Source organism: Bradyrhizobium sp. BEA-2-5, assembly GCF_032918025.1.
Classification (GTDB): domain Bacteria; phylum Pseudomonadota; class Alphaproteobacteria; order Rhizobiales; family Xanthobacteraceae; genus Bradyrhizobium; species Bradyrhizobium pachyrhizi.
In genome coordinates this window covers 265,991-279,673 of record NZ_CP136629.1, presented here as the reverse complement: position 1 = coordinate 279,673, position 13,683 = coordinate 265,991, and the positions used below count along the sequence as shown (strand labels likewise).

Here is a 13,683-nt window from a genome sequence, read left to right as displayed (position 1 = left end):
GTGTCCAAGCCTGCCTCCTTACGAAAAGCCTTCCTCGCCTTCCTCGCGCCGATGCTGAGCAACGCGCTGCAATCGCTGTTCGGCACCGTCAGCAATGTCTATCTCGGCCAGATGATCGGCGTCGATGCGCTCGCCGCGGTCTCGGTGTTCTTCCCGGTGATGTTCTTCCTCATTTCCTTCGTGATCGGTCTCAGCGCCGGCGCCTCGGTCATGATCGGCCAGGCCTGGGGAGCCGGCAAGCCCGACCGGGTGAAGGCGGTCGCCGGCACCACCATGACCGTGACGCTGCTGCTCGCGCTGGCGATCGCGGTCCTCGGCGGCCTGTTCGCCCGCCCGCTCTTGATCGCGCTCGCGACGCCATCTGACGTCCTCGACGCCGCGGTGGCTTATGCGCGGATCATGATGATCACGATGCCCATAACCTTCGCTTTCCTGCTGCTGACCGCGATGATGCGCGGCGTCGGCGACACCGTGACGCCGCTGGTTGCGCTGACGGTCTCGACCGCCATCGGCCTGGTGGTGACGCCGGCGCTGATCCGCGGCTGGCTCGGCCTGCCGATGCTCGGCGTCGCCAGCGCTGCCATCGCCTCCGCGGTCTCGGGCGTGGTCACGCTGCTGTGGCTGCATGTCCATATGCTGCGGCACCGCCATGCACTTGCCTTCGACGCCGCGTTCCTGCGCGCGATGCGGCCGAACGGCGCGCTGCTGCGCATCGTGCTGCGGCTCGGCATTCCGACCGCGATCGGCATGGTGGTGGTCTCGCTTGCCGAGCTGGTGCTGCTCGGCCTCGTCAACGGCTACGGGTCCGACGCCACGGCCGCGTACGGCGCGGTCAACCAGGTGATGGGCTATGTGCAGTTTCCGGCGATCTCGATCGCGATATCGGTGTCGATCTTCGGCGCTCAGGCGATCGGCCGCGGCGATTCCGCCCGGGTCGGCGCCATCGTCCGGACCGGGATCGAGTTGAACTTGGTATTGACCGGCGGGCTGGTCGTGCTTGGCTATCTCTTCGCGCGGCCGCTGATGGGCTTCTTCATCGTCGACAGTGCCGTGCTTGGGCTGGCGCAGCAGCTTCTGTACATCGTGCTGTGGAGCATGGTGCTGTTCGGCATGGCGACGGTGTTTTCGGGCGCGATGCGCGCCGGCGGCACGGTGTGGATGCCGCTGTTGCTCTCGACCCTGGCGATCGCGGCGGTCGAGGTGCCGGTCGCGATCCTGCTCAGCCGCGCCATCGGCGTCAGCGGCATCTGGATCGCCTATCCCGTCACCTTTGCAACCATGTTCGTGCTGCAGATGGCCTATTACGCCCTGGTATGGCGCAAGCAGACCATCAAGCGGCTGATTTGACATCGCGCGCCGCGGCTCACATGATGATTATCATATTCTACTGATGGCGCCTGCGACAGCAGGTCCATGCTAGACAAGCCCAAACGAGACGAGCCGAGGGAGAGACCGCCGTGAGCCAAAATCCGCAATTCCTGTTCGACTTCGGCAGCCCCAACGCCTATCTCAGCCATCTGGCGATTCCGGCGATCGAGCAGCGGATCGGCGTCAAGTTCGAATATGTGCCGATCCTGCTCGGCGGCATCTTCAAGTCGACCAACAACAAGTCGCCGGCGGAGACCCTGGCCGGCATCAAGAACAAGCCGGAGTTTCAGAAGATCGAGACGGAACGCTTTCTCAAGCGCTTCAACGTCAAGCCCTACACCTGGAATCCGCATTTCCCCGTCAACACGCTGAACCTGATGCGCGCGGCGATCGCGGCGCAGCTCGAGGGCGTGTTCGAGAAATATGTCGAGGCCGCCTTCCACCACATGTGGCGCGAGCCGAAGAAGATGGACGATCCTGAAGTCGCCGGCAAAGCCATCGCCTCCTCCGGCCTTGACGCCGCAAAACTGTTCGCCCGCGCGCAGGACGCGGATGTGAAGGCCAAGCTGATCGAATATACCTCATCCGCCGTCGAGCGCGGCGCGTTCGGCTCGCCGACCTTTTTCGTCGGCAACGAGATCTTCTTCGGCAAGGAGCAGCTGCGCGAAGTCGAGGAAATGGTATCGGGAAAGTGAGATGAGCGAATGCCCAATAGCGAGTAGCGAATAGTCGAGCAGTATCCTTATCTATTCGCTACTCCCTATTCGCTCGCCTCCTCGGGCAACAACAAAGAAGGACAAATTCCCATGCGCATTCTCGTGGTCGGCGCCGGCGCCATTGGCGGCTATTTCGGTGGCAGGCTGTTGCAGGCCGGCCGCGACGTCACCTTCCTGGTCCGGCCACGGCGCGCCGGCGAGCTCGCGAGCGCCGGCCTCGTCATCAAGAGCCCGAATGGCGACGTGACCTTGAAAAATCCACCGACCGTGCAGGCGGACGCGCTCAAGGACAAATTCGACGTCGTGCTCCTGAGCTGCAAGGCGTTCGACCTCGACGACGCCATCAAGTCGTTTGCGCCCGCCGTCGGCGACAAGACCGCGATCATCCCGCTGCTCAACGGCATGCTGCATCTCGATGCGCTCGACAAGAGGTTCGGCCCTCAGCATGTGCTCGGCGGTCTGTGCGCGATCGCGGCGACGCTGAACGAGAAACGCGAGGTGGTGCAGTTGCAGCCGATGCAGTCGCTCGGCTTCGGCGAGCGCGCCGGCGGCCTGTCGGACCGGGTACGCGCGATCGCTGAAACCTTCTCGGCGATCAACGGCGCCAACGCCAGCGAGCATGTGATGCAGGACATGTGGGAGAAGTGGGTGTTCCTCTCCTCGCTCGCGGCATCCACCAGCCTGATGCGCGCCTCGGTCGGTGATATCCTGGCGGCTCCGGGCGGCCGGGACTTCCTGCTCGGCATGCTGGACGAATGCAGCGCGATCGCCGCCGACGCGGGCCATGGCCCGGGCGGCCCGTTCTTCCAGCGCACCCGCGGGCTCCTCACCGCCGAAGGCTCGCCGATGACCGCCTCGATGTTCCGCGACATCAAGGCAGGCCTGCCGGTCGAGGCCGATCACGTCATCGGCGACCTCATCGCGCGCGCCGACGCCGCCAAGGTGCCGGTGCCGAAGCTGCGTATCGCGTACACGCATCTGAAGGCGTATGAGAAGCAGCGCGCGGGGTGATCTTGCAGCCCGGATGGAGCGGAGCGAAATCCGGGAATCATCTCGCGGCAGATAGAGCGGCCCCCGGATTGCGCTTCGCTTCATCCGGGCTACGCATCCTTACAGCTACAAATGCGCCAGATAATGCGCGAGTGCCGTGATCTCCTCGTCGCTCATGTGATAGGCGACATCGGCCATCGCGGCGACGCCGCCGCCGACGCGCTGGCCGGCCTTGTAGTCATGCAACGCCTTGACGAGATATTCCTCGCGCTGCCCCGCGAGCCGCGCGACCGCCTTGGTGCCGGCATAGCTGTCGCCATGGCATGAGGCGCAGCGGCGGCCGGCGGCGGCCTGCTTGCCCTTTTCGGACAAGTCCGGATTGTCGTCCTTGCCGCCCTTGAACGGCGTCAGCGACGCGAAATAGGCGCCGAGATTGCGGATGTCCTCGTTGGTGATCTCCTCGACGATCGGCTGCATCTGCTCGTTCTTGCGCGAGCCGGCGCGGAAGAACACCAGCTGCCATTGCAGGAATTGATCGGGCTGGCCGGCGAGCGAAGGGATGTTCTCGGTCTGCGAGATGCCGTTCTCGCCGTGGCAAGCGGCGCAGAGTTCGGCCTTCGCCTTGCCGGCGGCGACATCGGCAGCGTTGGCGGACGACGCAACTGCGATAGCCGCCGCGAACAGGATTGCAAGGGACGCAACACGCATTGCCAGTTTTCTCCACGGGTCATTGCCGGGCCTGGCCCGGCAATCCATCTGGCTTGCAGAAGGGTTTTTGTTTGGATGGATGCCCGGATCAAGTCCGGGCATGACGAGTCTGTTCCGTCGTTGGGCTTTGCCGAACCACGTAAACGGGGCTGCGGCTGCCTGATCGGCCACCGCAGCCCCGCATTGTTTCAACCGCTACTTCTTGCTGTAGCTGATGCGGTAGATCGCGCCGGCCCAATCGTCGGCGACTAGGATCGACCCGTCCTTGGCGAGGATGATGTCGTTGGGACGGCCGAGATAGCCCTGGTCGCCCTCGAGCCAGCCGGAGGCGAAGATCTCCCGCTTGGGATTCTTGCCGTCGGGGCTCGCGGTGATCTTCACGATGCGCGCGCCCTGGTACTTGTGGCGATTCCAGGAGCCATGCTCGGCGATCAGGATGTTGTTCTTGTACTCGGCGGGGAATTGGTCGCCGGTATAGAACTTCATGCCGAGCGGAGCGACATGGGCGCCGAGATTCAGCACGGGCGGTGTGAACTCGGAGCATTTGTGGCCCATCGCGAACTTGTCGTCAGGCAGATTGCCCTGATGGCAATAGGGATAGCCGAAATGCTCGCCGATCCTGTTGATCATGTTCAGCTTGTCCGAAGGCAGGTCATCGCTGATCCAGTCGCGGGCATTCTCGGTGAACCAGAGCTTGCCGGTGCGTGGATCGACGTCGCCGCCGACCGAGTTGCGAACGCCGAGCGCCCAGATTTCGGCGTTGCCGGTCTTGGGATCGACTCGGCGGATCTGCGAGACGCTGGTCGGCGGGATACCGATGTTGAAGGGCGGTCCGAACGGCAGGAAGAACCAGCCTTCCTTGTCGACCGCGATGTATTTCCAGCCATGCGCGGCATAGGAGGGCATGTCGTCATAGACGACCTTGCCTTGCCCGAGATTATCGAGACTGGCTTCGGCGTTGTCGTAGCGGATCAGCTTGTCGACGGCGATGACGTAGAGCGCGCCGTCCCTGAAGGCGAGACCGGTGGGCATGTTCAGGCCCTTGAGGACGGTCTTGACCTCCTTCTTTCCGTTGTTGTCCTTGATGGCGTAGACGTTGCCGAGGCCGAACGAACCGACGAACAGCGTGCCTTTGTCACCCCAGGCCATCTGCCGCGCGGCCAGCACGCCCGAGGCGTAGACCTCGATCTTGAAGCCCGGCGGCAGCTTGATCTTCTTGACGATGTTGGCGAGCTCGGCGTCGGAGGCGCCGGTCGGCGGGCCCGAGGGCGGCGCGAGGCCCTTCTGCGCCTCGGTCTCGTCGCCGAGGAACCAGTCGTCCGGCGGATGGGTCCAGAACTCCTTGGTGCCGGATTCGTATTTCTTCAGCGCACGATTCTTGTCTGTCTGTTGCTGCGCACTGGCGAAGGTCGTCCCCGCCAGCAGCGCGATCGCCGCGAACGCAAGTATTGATCGATTGAAAGCGGATTTCATCGCGTCACTCCCCTACGCAAGCCGTTGCAGCTTGCCTGTTATTGATTTTGAACGCCCTGAGAGATGATGGTGGCGGTCTGTGAGGTAGGTCAGACGGCAAAATGGTAGCACATCCATCGACGCTGAAAAGCGCGTCCGCCGGTGTGCGCTGCGTCAAAACTAGTTGAGACGATATTTGAGACGAAATTTTCCTGAGCAGCCTGCCTGATAACAAGGCATTCTGCACCGCAGCGTGATATTCGAATGAAGCTAGCGCTCGTGATCGTCTCTATCGCGACGACAGGCGCGCCAGACCGAGCGCCTGCGCCTTGGCCTTCGACAGCGGCCTGAACAACACGCTGCGCCGCTGCCCGCTCGTGATCGCCGCGATCTTGAAGCCGTCATCGGCGGCGATGATGTCGCCGGTCCGAAGCGTCATGTCGTCCTCGATCGCAATCGGCGACAGGCCGGTAGACGCGCCGGCGCTGCACGAGCATTGCGGCACCATCTCGCGCTGGAAGCGGAATGCATTGGCGAGCGTCTTGTAGGTCTCGCCCGCTTCGGTTCTGGCGCTGTCGATATCGGAGCCGGAGTACAGCTTCACCTCGGCGGCGGGACAGGCCGCCTCGCATGCCTTGACGTCTGCCGTCTCGCTCACGCGCGGCAGCGGAAAGAAGCGGCCGTCGCAGGTCCTGACGCAGAAGTTTTGCTGGCCGCCCCGGTGCGACCGCGTCGTGATGTAGACCCGCGCTCGCGGCCGTTCGGCCGGCTCGAGGTCAGGCGCCGGCCCAAAGCCAGGCATGGGAGAGAAGCTGGGCGCCGGGGCATACGCCGAGTCGCTCGGCAATTGCTGCGCTGATGCGCCCGAACATGTCCAGACGCCGACGAGCACGACCAGCGCAGCGACGTTTGCGCGAGCCAAGCGGCGATTTAACCCGGGGGTAGCGCGCACGCATTACATTCAGGTGCCATCCTTGTTGGATGTCTCCGTAACGATTCTTGGTGTTAATCACTTTGAAGAAATGAAAAAGCGGAAATATGAATGACAGCCGCGGTAAATCGCTTCTACAATGGGATCAAGAATGCGCGCGATTTGAAGCCGACGGACTTGGTCGGATATTTTGCCTATTTCCTGACTGCGGAAGAGGACGGTGCGGCCGCTAGCACTGCAGCAATTGAGGATTGCTTCAGCGCGTGCGATCTCACCGCGCCAGGAAACACTTCCGCATACCTTTCTAGATCTCTAGGCGGGAAAGGTGCGAAATTCGTCAAAGTGCCGGGCGGCTATCGTCTCCAGCGAGGCTATCGTGACGAGATCGCGGCAAGTCTAGGGGCCTCATCAAATATCGTCCAAACAAGTGCGGAGCTACGAAAACTGGAATCCAGGTTTCCGTCGGGGGCCGAAAAGGGATTTCTTACCGAGCTCATAAACTGCTTCGAGATGGGCGCTGGCCGCGCCGCGATCGTGATGTGCTGGATTCTCGTGATCGATCACCTTTACGCGTATGTTTTGACGCACCATCTGTCGGCGTTTAACGCCGCACTCGCCAAAAATACCGATAAGCGTGTACGCGTCAGCGTGATCCAAGGCCGTGACGACTTCAGCGATATTCCGGAAGGCAAGTTCATTGAGTTCCTGCGCTCCGCAAACATTGTGTCAAGCGACGTTCGAAAAATCCTCGACGCTAAGCTCGGAATTAGAAACACATCCGCTCATCCGTCTTCCGTCGCAATAAAGCCTTCCAAGGTAGTCGAGTTTGTGGACGATCTGATCGAGAACGTTATTCTCAAGTATTCGATTTGAGCCGGCAGAAAGTCTTATTGGAGAAAGGCCGCTACCGCGGAATGCTTGAAACGCTGCCGCGCGGCGACAAACTGGCCGTGGGTTGATCGTAGCCTTGCGGCTTGTTTCCGCAGGTCCCTGATGCAGACGAAGGCCGACACTCCGAGCCTCACGCCTTTCACATGCGAAGCTTAGAATACCGGCGCCGGACAGCAAAAAGCCCGCGCCGATGGGCGGGCCTTCATCAGACTGTCAGCTCGGTCAGCGAGAAATTTTGGAGCGGGCGAAGGGGCTCGAACCCTCGACCCCGACCTTGGCAAGGTCGTGCTCTACCACTGAGCTACACCCGCATCCTAAATGGCGGCGATCGCTCGCCGGCAACGGCAGACCTATGCCAAAAGCCGTCTGTGATTGCAACACAAGAGCGCGGTCCGAACCTCACGAAATCGCACGGTTTCTCTAAAAATTGACCCCGAATCGGCCGAAATCGGCTGCGCCGCCGATTTCTTTTCAGATTTCCGCCGGAACCGGCCTCAGGGCCATCTCGTCCCGGAGCGATTCGAGCCAGATCTCGAACCAGCCGGTCAGCGTCTGCGTCAGCTCGACGCGGCGGGGCGGGTCGCAATCGAACTCGGCCCACCATTCGATAAAGGCCCGGTTGCCGTCGATCACCGGGGTTACCTGCACCGTCGCGCTGAAATCCGTCACCGGCAAGGTCGGGGTGTCGACAAATTCGTAGGTCTGGAAGCGTTCGACGTCGGACTGCGCGAGCAGCCGCTGCCGGATCCGCCGCTCCCGGTACAGCACATTGCGCACGGCCCCGACGGTATCGCCGGATTTGCCGTCCTCGATCTCGCTCGCCCCCGCGCCATGGACCCAGACCGGGTAATTGTTGAAATCGCGGATGATTTTCCAGACTTCGCCGACCGGCTGCTCGAACACCGTGCTGTAATAGGCCTTTGCCACGGGCGCTCCCCTGCTGTCATGAAGGATCGCCATCATCGGCCGTTCCGCGGTACCAACCCACCCGATCTCCGATGGAACGGGACTGACGGCCAAGCGATTGAATTTTGCTGGCTGACTGCCATTTACGGAGCATGATCCCGGAAACCGGTTCCCACTTTTCCGGGATCATGCTCTAGCTGACAGAACGGCTGAACGTGCCGTTCCGGGCGTGCTAGAACGCCCCCGGATTTCCGACCTCAGAAGCAGGCGAGGACAACGTGACGATAATGGAGCAGGGCGGCCCCACGCCCGAGGCAGCGCCCGATCTGATCAAGGAGACGACGACCCAGACCTTCGTCAAGGACGTCATCGAGGAATCGCGCCGTCAGCCGGTCATGATCGACTTCTGGGCGCCGTGGTGCGGTCCATGCCGCCAGCTCACGCCGATCCTGGAAAAGGCGGTTCGCAACGCCAAGGGCAAGGTCAAGCTGGTCAAGATGAACATCGACCAGCATCCGGCGATCCCGGGCCAGATGGGCATCCAGTCGATCCCGGCCGTGATCGCTTTCGTCAACGGCCAGCCGGCCGACGGCTTCATGGGCGCGGTGCCGGAGAGCCAGGTCAATGCCTTCATCGAGAAGATCACCAAGGGCGTGCCGGCCGCCGGCGAGCCTAATCTCGCCGAGATCCTGGCCGAGGCCGACGCCGTGCTTGCCGAGGGCGACGCCGCCCAGGCCGCGCAGATCTATGCCGAGGTGCTGGCGCACGACGCCACCAACATCGCGGCCCTCGCCGGCCTCGCCAAGTGCTACGTCACGTCGGGCGCGATGGAGCAGGCCAAGCAGACGCTGGCCATGGTGCCGGAATCCAAGCGCAACGACCCGGCCGTGAAGGCCGTGCAGACCGCGATCGATCTCGCCGAGCAGGCGAAATCGCTTGGACCGGTCGCCGAGCTGGAACAGAAAGTCGCCGCAAACCCGCTCGATCATCAGGCCCGATTCGACCTCGCTACCGCGCTCAACGCACAAGGCAATCGCGCGGCGGCGACCGAGCAGCTGCTCGAGATCATCAAGCGCGACCGCAAGTGGAACGACGACGGCGCCCGCAAGCAGCTGGTGCAGTTCTTCGAGGCCTGGGGCGGCACGGATGATGCAACCGTCGAGGGACGCAAGCGTTTGTCGACGATCCTGTTTTCGTAAAGCACGCCCGTCACAGCAGCGGGACCGCAGATGCCGATCAACATCGAATATCGCGGGCCCGCCGACCTCCCGGAGATCATTCCGGTGTTTCCGCTGCCGGGCGCGCTGCTGCTGCCCCGCGGCCAGATGCCGCTCAACATCTTCGAGCCGCGCTACCTCGCGATGGTCGACGATTCCTTCCGTGACGGGCATCGCCTGATCGGCATGATCCAGCCCGACGTGGCGCATTCGCCGAAGAATTCCGACAAGCCGGCGCTGTTCCGCGTCGGCTGCGTCGGCCGTATCACCCAGCTCGCCGAATCCGGCGACGGCCGCTACATCCTCGAGCTCACCGGCGTCGCGCGCTTCAAGGTTGTCGAGGAGCTCGAAGTGCTGACCGCCTACCGGCAGTGCAAGGTGGACTTCTTCGCTTTCGTCGACGACTTCACCGCGCGCATGGGCGAGGAGGAGGTCGATCGCGAGGCGCTGCTGACGGTGCTGGCCGACTTCCTGAAGGCCAACAATCTCAAGGTCGACTGGGAAGGCGTCGAGAGCGCGCCCAACGAGGCGCTCGTCAACGCGCTGGCGATGATGTCGCCCTACGGCCCCGCGGAGAAGCAGGCGATGTTGGAAGCGCCCGACCTGAAGACCCGCGCCGAGATCCTGATCGCAGTCACCGAGATGGATCTCGCCAAGAGGCGCACCTCGGGCGACCCGCCGGTGCAGTAAGGCGCTTCGAGTGAAGCGGCTACCGGCTCGCGTGAAGAAAACGCGTCAAACCAAAAAGCTTCCCGCCCATCAGCGATTGCGCAGCTGCTTGCGGCCGGTGAACATCGCACGCACCAGGTTCTGACGCTGCAGCAAGCCGACCACGACGACGCCGAGCACGTGCAGCCCGACCAGCACCATGACCGCATCCGAGGCATAGGCGTGGGTGTCTTCGACCCACCACACGCCGAAGAAGGTGACTGTCACCGACATCGCGCCGGTGATCGTCGAGACGGCGAGCGAGGCCAGCAGCGCGACCAGCATCAAGCTGCCGGCGGGATTGAGCCCGATATAGCGGCCGGTCATGCCGCGCCGGAGATTCCAGATGTAGCGCGGCGCCGCGCGCAGGCGAACGCCGAGCCTGCCGAAACGCGCGTAGCGCGTGCCGGCAAAGCCCCAGATCAGCCGGAATGCCAGCAGGGCGATCACCGAATACCCCGCCACCCGGTGCACTCGGTCATAGGTGCTGGGCGTCACCCAGGCGACCAGGACGAGGATGGCGAGCGCCCAGTGCCACAGCCGCAGCGGCAGGTCCCAGACCTGCACGCTGGTCGCGCCGCGGGCGCCCGGCGCCGCCTCCGTCATCGCGCCTGCTTCACTTGGCGATCGTGTGCTTGAGGCTGAGATCTTCGGGGCTGTAGAACAGCTCGTAGAGCTTGCCTTCCTTGACGCCGTAGACCTCGTAGCACGAGCCCTCGACCTTGGAGCGACGCACCTCGTAGCCCGCCGCCTTGGCCTTGGCTTCGGCTTCGCTGGCCGGCTTCCACGACGCCTTGTCGAGCTTGGTGCAGTTCTTGAAACCGTCGGCCATGGCCGCCGATCCCGTCAGTCCAAGAACGCTCCCAAATACGCATGCTGCAAGCGCAGCGCTCAAAATCACTCTCACGCGCATATCCCCTCCGTTGACAATCATACCCACAACGCCTTCGCGCAGGGCACATGCGTGAAGAATGCTGAGGCGATTGCCAAGTCAAGGAAGCGCCGCGACGGCTGGCTTTAGAGGAATTCTAACGGTCGCGAAAACCGCTTTGCGCTCCACGCGCAGTTTGGTTTTGGCGGCGTGCTGCGGCCTTACGCCTCATGCGTATCGGGGCCGCCCGGCGCAGCCCATCGATCAGGATGCGGCACCCGCCATGGCGAAACGAACCGCAGGCCATTCGGCCGCTGCCGGGGTTCGCCCGCCGATCATCTGCGCGACCTTCTCGCTCTGCACCGGCGGGCTGAAGTGGAAGCCCTGCACTTCCACGCAGGCATCGGCGCGGAGGATGTCGAGCTGCTCCCTGGTTTCAACGCCTTCGGCCGTCGTGGTCTTGCCGAGGCTGACGGCAAAGCGCACGATCGCGCGCGCGATCCGGCGCGACTCGTCGGTCGCGCCCGAGAGCTCGGACACGAAGCTGCGGTCGATCTTGACCTTGTCGAACGGAAACTTCTGCAGAAAGCTCAGCGACGAGTAGCCGGTGCCGAAGTCGTCGAGCGCGATCCGCACCCCGAGATCGTGCAGTTGGCTAAGCGCGGTAAACACCGCTTCGCTGTCCTGAATGATGGCCGTTTCGGTGACCTCGAGCTCGAGGCGCCCCGGCGAAATTCCGGCGCTCGCCAGCGCGTGCACGATCACCGGGACCAACTCCGGACTCCTGAACTGCACAGGCGACAGGTTGATCGCGATCTTGAGGTCGCCCGGCCATTTGGCGGCCTCCGCACACGCGGTGCGCAGCACCCATTCCCCCAGCGGCACGATCAGGCCGGTCTCTTCCGCCAGCGGAATGAACTGCGCCGGAGATACCATGCCGCGGTGCGGATGGTGCCAGCGGAGCAACGCCTCGAAGCCGCAGGTCTCCCCGCTCGCGACATGGATGAACGGCTGATAGTGCAGCTCGAACTCGCCATTGGCGAACGCACGACGCAGGTCGAGCTCGAGGCCGCGCCGGGCCTGCAGCAGCCGATCGAGCTCCGGCTCGAAGAAGCGGAACGAGCCGCGCCCGCCGCTCTTGGCCGAGTAAAGCGCGAGATCGGCGCTGCGCAGCACCTCGTCCGAATCGGTGCCGTCGCGCGGTGCGATCGCAATGCCGATGCTGGTCGTGGTGGTCACCCGATGATCGCCGAGATCGATCGGCTCGCTGAGCGCCTTTCTGATCTTCTCGGCGAGCAGGCCCGCTTCCGTGACCGGATCGCCGACATAGTCGATCACCGCGAACTCGTCGCCGCCGAGCCGCGCGATCAGCGTCGTATCGCTGACGGATCTGCGCAAGCGCGCGGCCACCGACTTCAGCAGCGCGTCGCCCGCCGGATGCCCGAGCGTGTCGTTGACGTCCTTGAAGCGGTCGAGATCGAGCATCAACACCGCAAGGCTCGGTCCGCCGCACCGGGCACCGGACAGCGCGCGCTCCATCCATTCCTTGAGCAGCACGCGGTTCGGCAGATCGGTCAGCGCGTCGTGCTGCGCCATATAGGTGATCTTGGCCTCGGAGCGCCGCTGCTCGGTGACGTCGCGATGCGTCGCCACCCAGCCGCCGCCGGGCATCGGCTGCCGCGTCACGCAGATCAAGCGGCCGTCGGCGAGCTCGTCGACCCGGCTGCTGATCTCGCCGGCCGGGAGCGCGTTCAATGTCGCGAGCACCTGCGTGGCGGCGCTGTCGCTGGTCTCGCCCTTGAGAATGCCGTTGGCGATCCGATGCCTGATGATCTCGCGATGGGACGTGCCGGGCAGCAGCAATTCCGGCGGCAGCCGGTACATCTTGGCGTAGCGATCGTTGCAGACGACGAGGCGCTTCTCCGCATCGAACATGCAGAGGCCCTCACCCATGTGGTTGATCGCGGTATCCAGCCGGAACCTCTGCTCCTCCAGCTCCTTCTGCGACGCCTCGACCTGCTGTCGCGCCGACGAAAGCTGGCTGATGATCTCCTCGAAGCGGCGGGTGCGAAGCGCCAGCCGGCGATCCGCGAGCACGCCGACCAGGCTCATGCCGAGCACCGAGAGCGCCACACCGGCGATCACGATAGCGAGGAAGGCCGGCGAGAGCGACAGGGCCGCCGGAGCCAGCAACGGATCCGGAACGATCTCGACCGCGCCCATCGCGGTGAAATGATGCGACACGATCGCAAGCGTCAGCAGCAGCGCCGCGGCGAGCGACATCCAGCGATCCTGATGGCGCACCGCGATCGCCAGCGCGGCGTAACCGAACAGCATGCCGAGCACGACGGAGGCCGCCACGAGATCGAGCGACCAGACCACGTGACCCGGTACTTCCAGCGCCCACATCCCGAGATAGTGCATGCTGGCGATGCCGGCTCCGATCACGGCGCCGCCGACCGGCGCGCGCCAGCGGCTGGAGTCGCTGGCGGCAAGGCCGAGGCCGCCGGAGGTCAGCATCATCGCCGCGGCGAGCGACAGCCCGGTGAGGACGATACCGTAGCCGGTGGGGATTCCCGGCTCATAGGCCAGCATGGCGATGAAATGCGTTGCCCAGATGCCGTAGCCGATCGCGGCGCCCGCGATCGCAATCCAGATCAGCCGTGTCCTCGCCTGCGATGCAATTGCGCGATGAAAAATATTGACCGCCACAATACTGGCGACGAAGCAGACCAGCCCGGCGAGCAGAACGAGCCGCCAGTCATGCTCACCTGAAAGGCACGTAAGAACACGAAACATGCGTCGGTCCATGGTTGTCCGTACGCACAGGCTAGGCTGATTGAATTGTCTTCTCGATAATATTCTGCAACTTTCAGTAGCATGGTTATCCGCGCGTAAGCCGATTCCGCACCGAAATTGATGGCT

14 protein-coding genes and 1 tRNA gene are annotated in these 13,683 nt (G+C 63.6%); 7 read left to right on the top strand and 8 right to left on the bottom strand.

What is annotated here, in order from left to right:
- Positions 1 to 51: 51 nt before the first annotated feature.
- From RX327_RS01315 to panE, 3 genes are all read left to right on the top strand, one after another.
- Positions 52 to 1,347 (top strand): MATE family efflux transporter, encoded by a 1,296-nt coding sequence (locus RX327_RS01315; protein WP_410712228.1) that lies wholly within the window; start codon positions 52 to 54, stop codon positions 1,345 to 1,347.
- Between the two features lie 110 nt (positions 1,348 to 1,457).
- Positions 1,458 to 2,063: a 2-hydroxychromene-2-carboxylate isomerase gene (locus tag RX327_RS01310; RefSeq protein WP_317249229.1), complete on the top strand. Its 606-nt coding sequence runs from the start codon at positions 1,458 to 1,460 to the stop codon at positions 2,061 to 2,063.
- A gap of 111 nt (positions 2,064 to 2,174) precedes the next feature.
- A complete protein-coding gene (gene panE, locus RX327_RS01305) occupies positions 2,175 to 3,095 on the top strand; it encodes a 2-dehydropantoate 2-reductase (RefSeq protein ID WP_317249228.1) in 921 nt (306 codons plus the stop codon).
- A 105-nt stretch (positions 3,096 to 3,200) separates the two neighbouring features.
- On the opposite strand, the gene RX327_RS01300 is transcribed toward panE, so the two are convergent.
- The 3 genes from RX327_RS01300 to RX327_RS01290 all read right to left on the bottom strand — a co-directional run bounded on the left by RX327_RS01300 (position 3,201) and on the right by RX327_RS01290 (position 6,036).
- Positions 3,201 to 3,782 (bottom strand): c-type cytochrome, encoded by a 582-nt coding sequence (locus RX327_RS01300; RefSeq protein ID WP_317249227.1) that lies wholly within the window; start codon positions 3,780 to 3,782, stop codon positions 3,201 to 3,203.
- 195 nt (positions 3,783 to 3,977) lie between these two features.
- Positions 3,978 to 5,255 (bottom strand): PQQ-dependent sugar dehydrogenase, encoded by a 1,278-nt coding sequence (locus tag RX327_RS01295; protein WP_317249226.1) that lies wholly within the window; start codon positions 5,253 to 5,255, stop codon positions 3,978 to 3,980.
- A gap of 268 nt (positions 5,256 to 5,523) precedes the next feature.
- The gene (locus RX327_RS01290) at positions 5,524 to 6,036 is read right to left on the bottom strand and encodes a DUF2865 domain-containing protein (protein ID WP_244481786.1); all 513 of its coding nucleotides are present in this window, start codon (positions 6,034 to 6,036) and stop codon (positions 5,524 to 5,526) included.
- Between RX327_RS01290 and RX327_RS01285 the strand changes: the two genes are divergently transcribed.
- Positions 6,035 to 6,280, top strand: coding sequence for a hypothetical protein (locus RX327_RS01285; RefSeq protein ID WP_244481784.1), 246 nt, complete (start codon positions 6,035 to 6,037; stop codon positions 6,278 to 6,280). The genes RX327_RS01290 and RX327_RS01285 overlap by 2 nt on opposite strands.
- Complete coding sequence (locus RX327_RS01280; RefSeq protein ID WP_202814535.1) at positions 6,277 to 7,038, top strand: hypothetical protein; 762 nt, start codon at positions 6,277 to 6,279, stop codon at positions 7,036 to 7,038. Before RX327_RS01285 ends, RX327_RS01280 begins: the two co-directional genes overlap by 4 nt.
- A gap of 254 nt (positions 7,039 to 7,292) precedes the next feature.
- Here the strand turns inward: RX327_RS01280 and RX327_RS01275 are convergent.
- Together RX327_RS01275 and RX327_RS01270 are read right to left on the bottom strand one after the other, a co-directional pair.
- Positions 7,293 to 7,367: transfer RNA gene (locus tag RX327_RS01275), tRNA-Gly, on the bottom strand.
- A 160-nt stretch (positions 7,368 to 7,527) separates the two neighbouring features.
- On the bottom strand, positions 7,528 to 8,019 hold the full coding sequence (locus RX327_RS01270; protein ID WP_050383535.1) for an SRPBCC family protein: 492 nt from the start codon (positions 8,017 to 8,019) through the stop codon (positions 7,528 to 7,530).
- 221 nt (positions 8,020 to 8,240) lie between these two features.
- Here RX327_RS01270 and trxA point away from each other — a divergent pair, with 221 nt between their 5' ends.
- Both trxA and RX327_RS01260 read left to right on the top strand, forming a co-directional pair.
- Positions 8,241 to 9,161 (top strand): thioredoxin, encoded by a 921-nt coding sequence (gene trxA, locus RX327_RS01265; protein WP_410712134.1) that lies wholly within the window; start codon positions 8,241 to 8,243, stop codon positions 9,159 to 9,161.
- Positions 9,162 to 9,191: 30 nt separating this feature from the next.
- Positions 9,192 to 9,869 (top strand): LON peptidase substrate-binding domain-containing protein, encoded by a 678-nt coding sequence (locus tag RX327_RS01260; RefSeq protein ID WP_317249225.1) that lies wholly within the window; start codon positions 9,192 to 9,194, stop codon positions 9,867 to 9,869.
- A 69-nt stretch (positions 9,870 to 9,938) separates the two neighbouring features.
- On the opposite strand, the gene RX327_RS01255 is transcribed toward RX327_RS01260, so the two are convergent.
- From RX327_RS01255 to RX327_RS01245, 3 genes are all read right to left on the bottom strand, one after another.
- Positions 9,939 to 10,493: a cytochrome b/b6 domain-containing protein gene (locus RX327_RS01255; protein ID WP_317249224.1), complete on the bottom strand. Its 555-nt coding sequence runs from the start codon at positions 10,491 to 10,493 to the stop codon at positions 9,939 to 9,941.
- 10 nt (positions 10,494 to 10,503) lie between these two features.
- Positions 10,504 to 10,719, bottom strand: a complete 216-nt coding sequence (locus RX327_RS01250) for a PepSY domain-containing protein (protein ID WP_410712133.1) — start codon at positions 10,717 to 10,719, stop codon at positions 10,504 to 10,506.
- A 303-nt stretch (positions 10,720 to 11,022) separates the two neighbouring features.
- Positions 11,023 to 13,557, bottom strand: coding sequence for an EAL domain-containing protein (locus tag RX327_RS01245; RefSeq protein ID WP_317249222.1), 2,535 nt, complete (start codon positions 13,555 to 13,557; stop codon positions 11,023 to 11,025).
- Positions 13,558 to 13,683 lie beyond the last annotated feature (126 nt).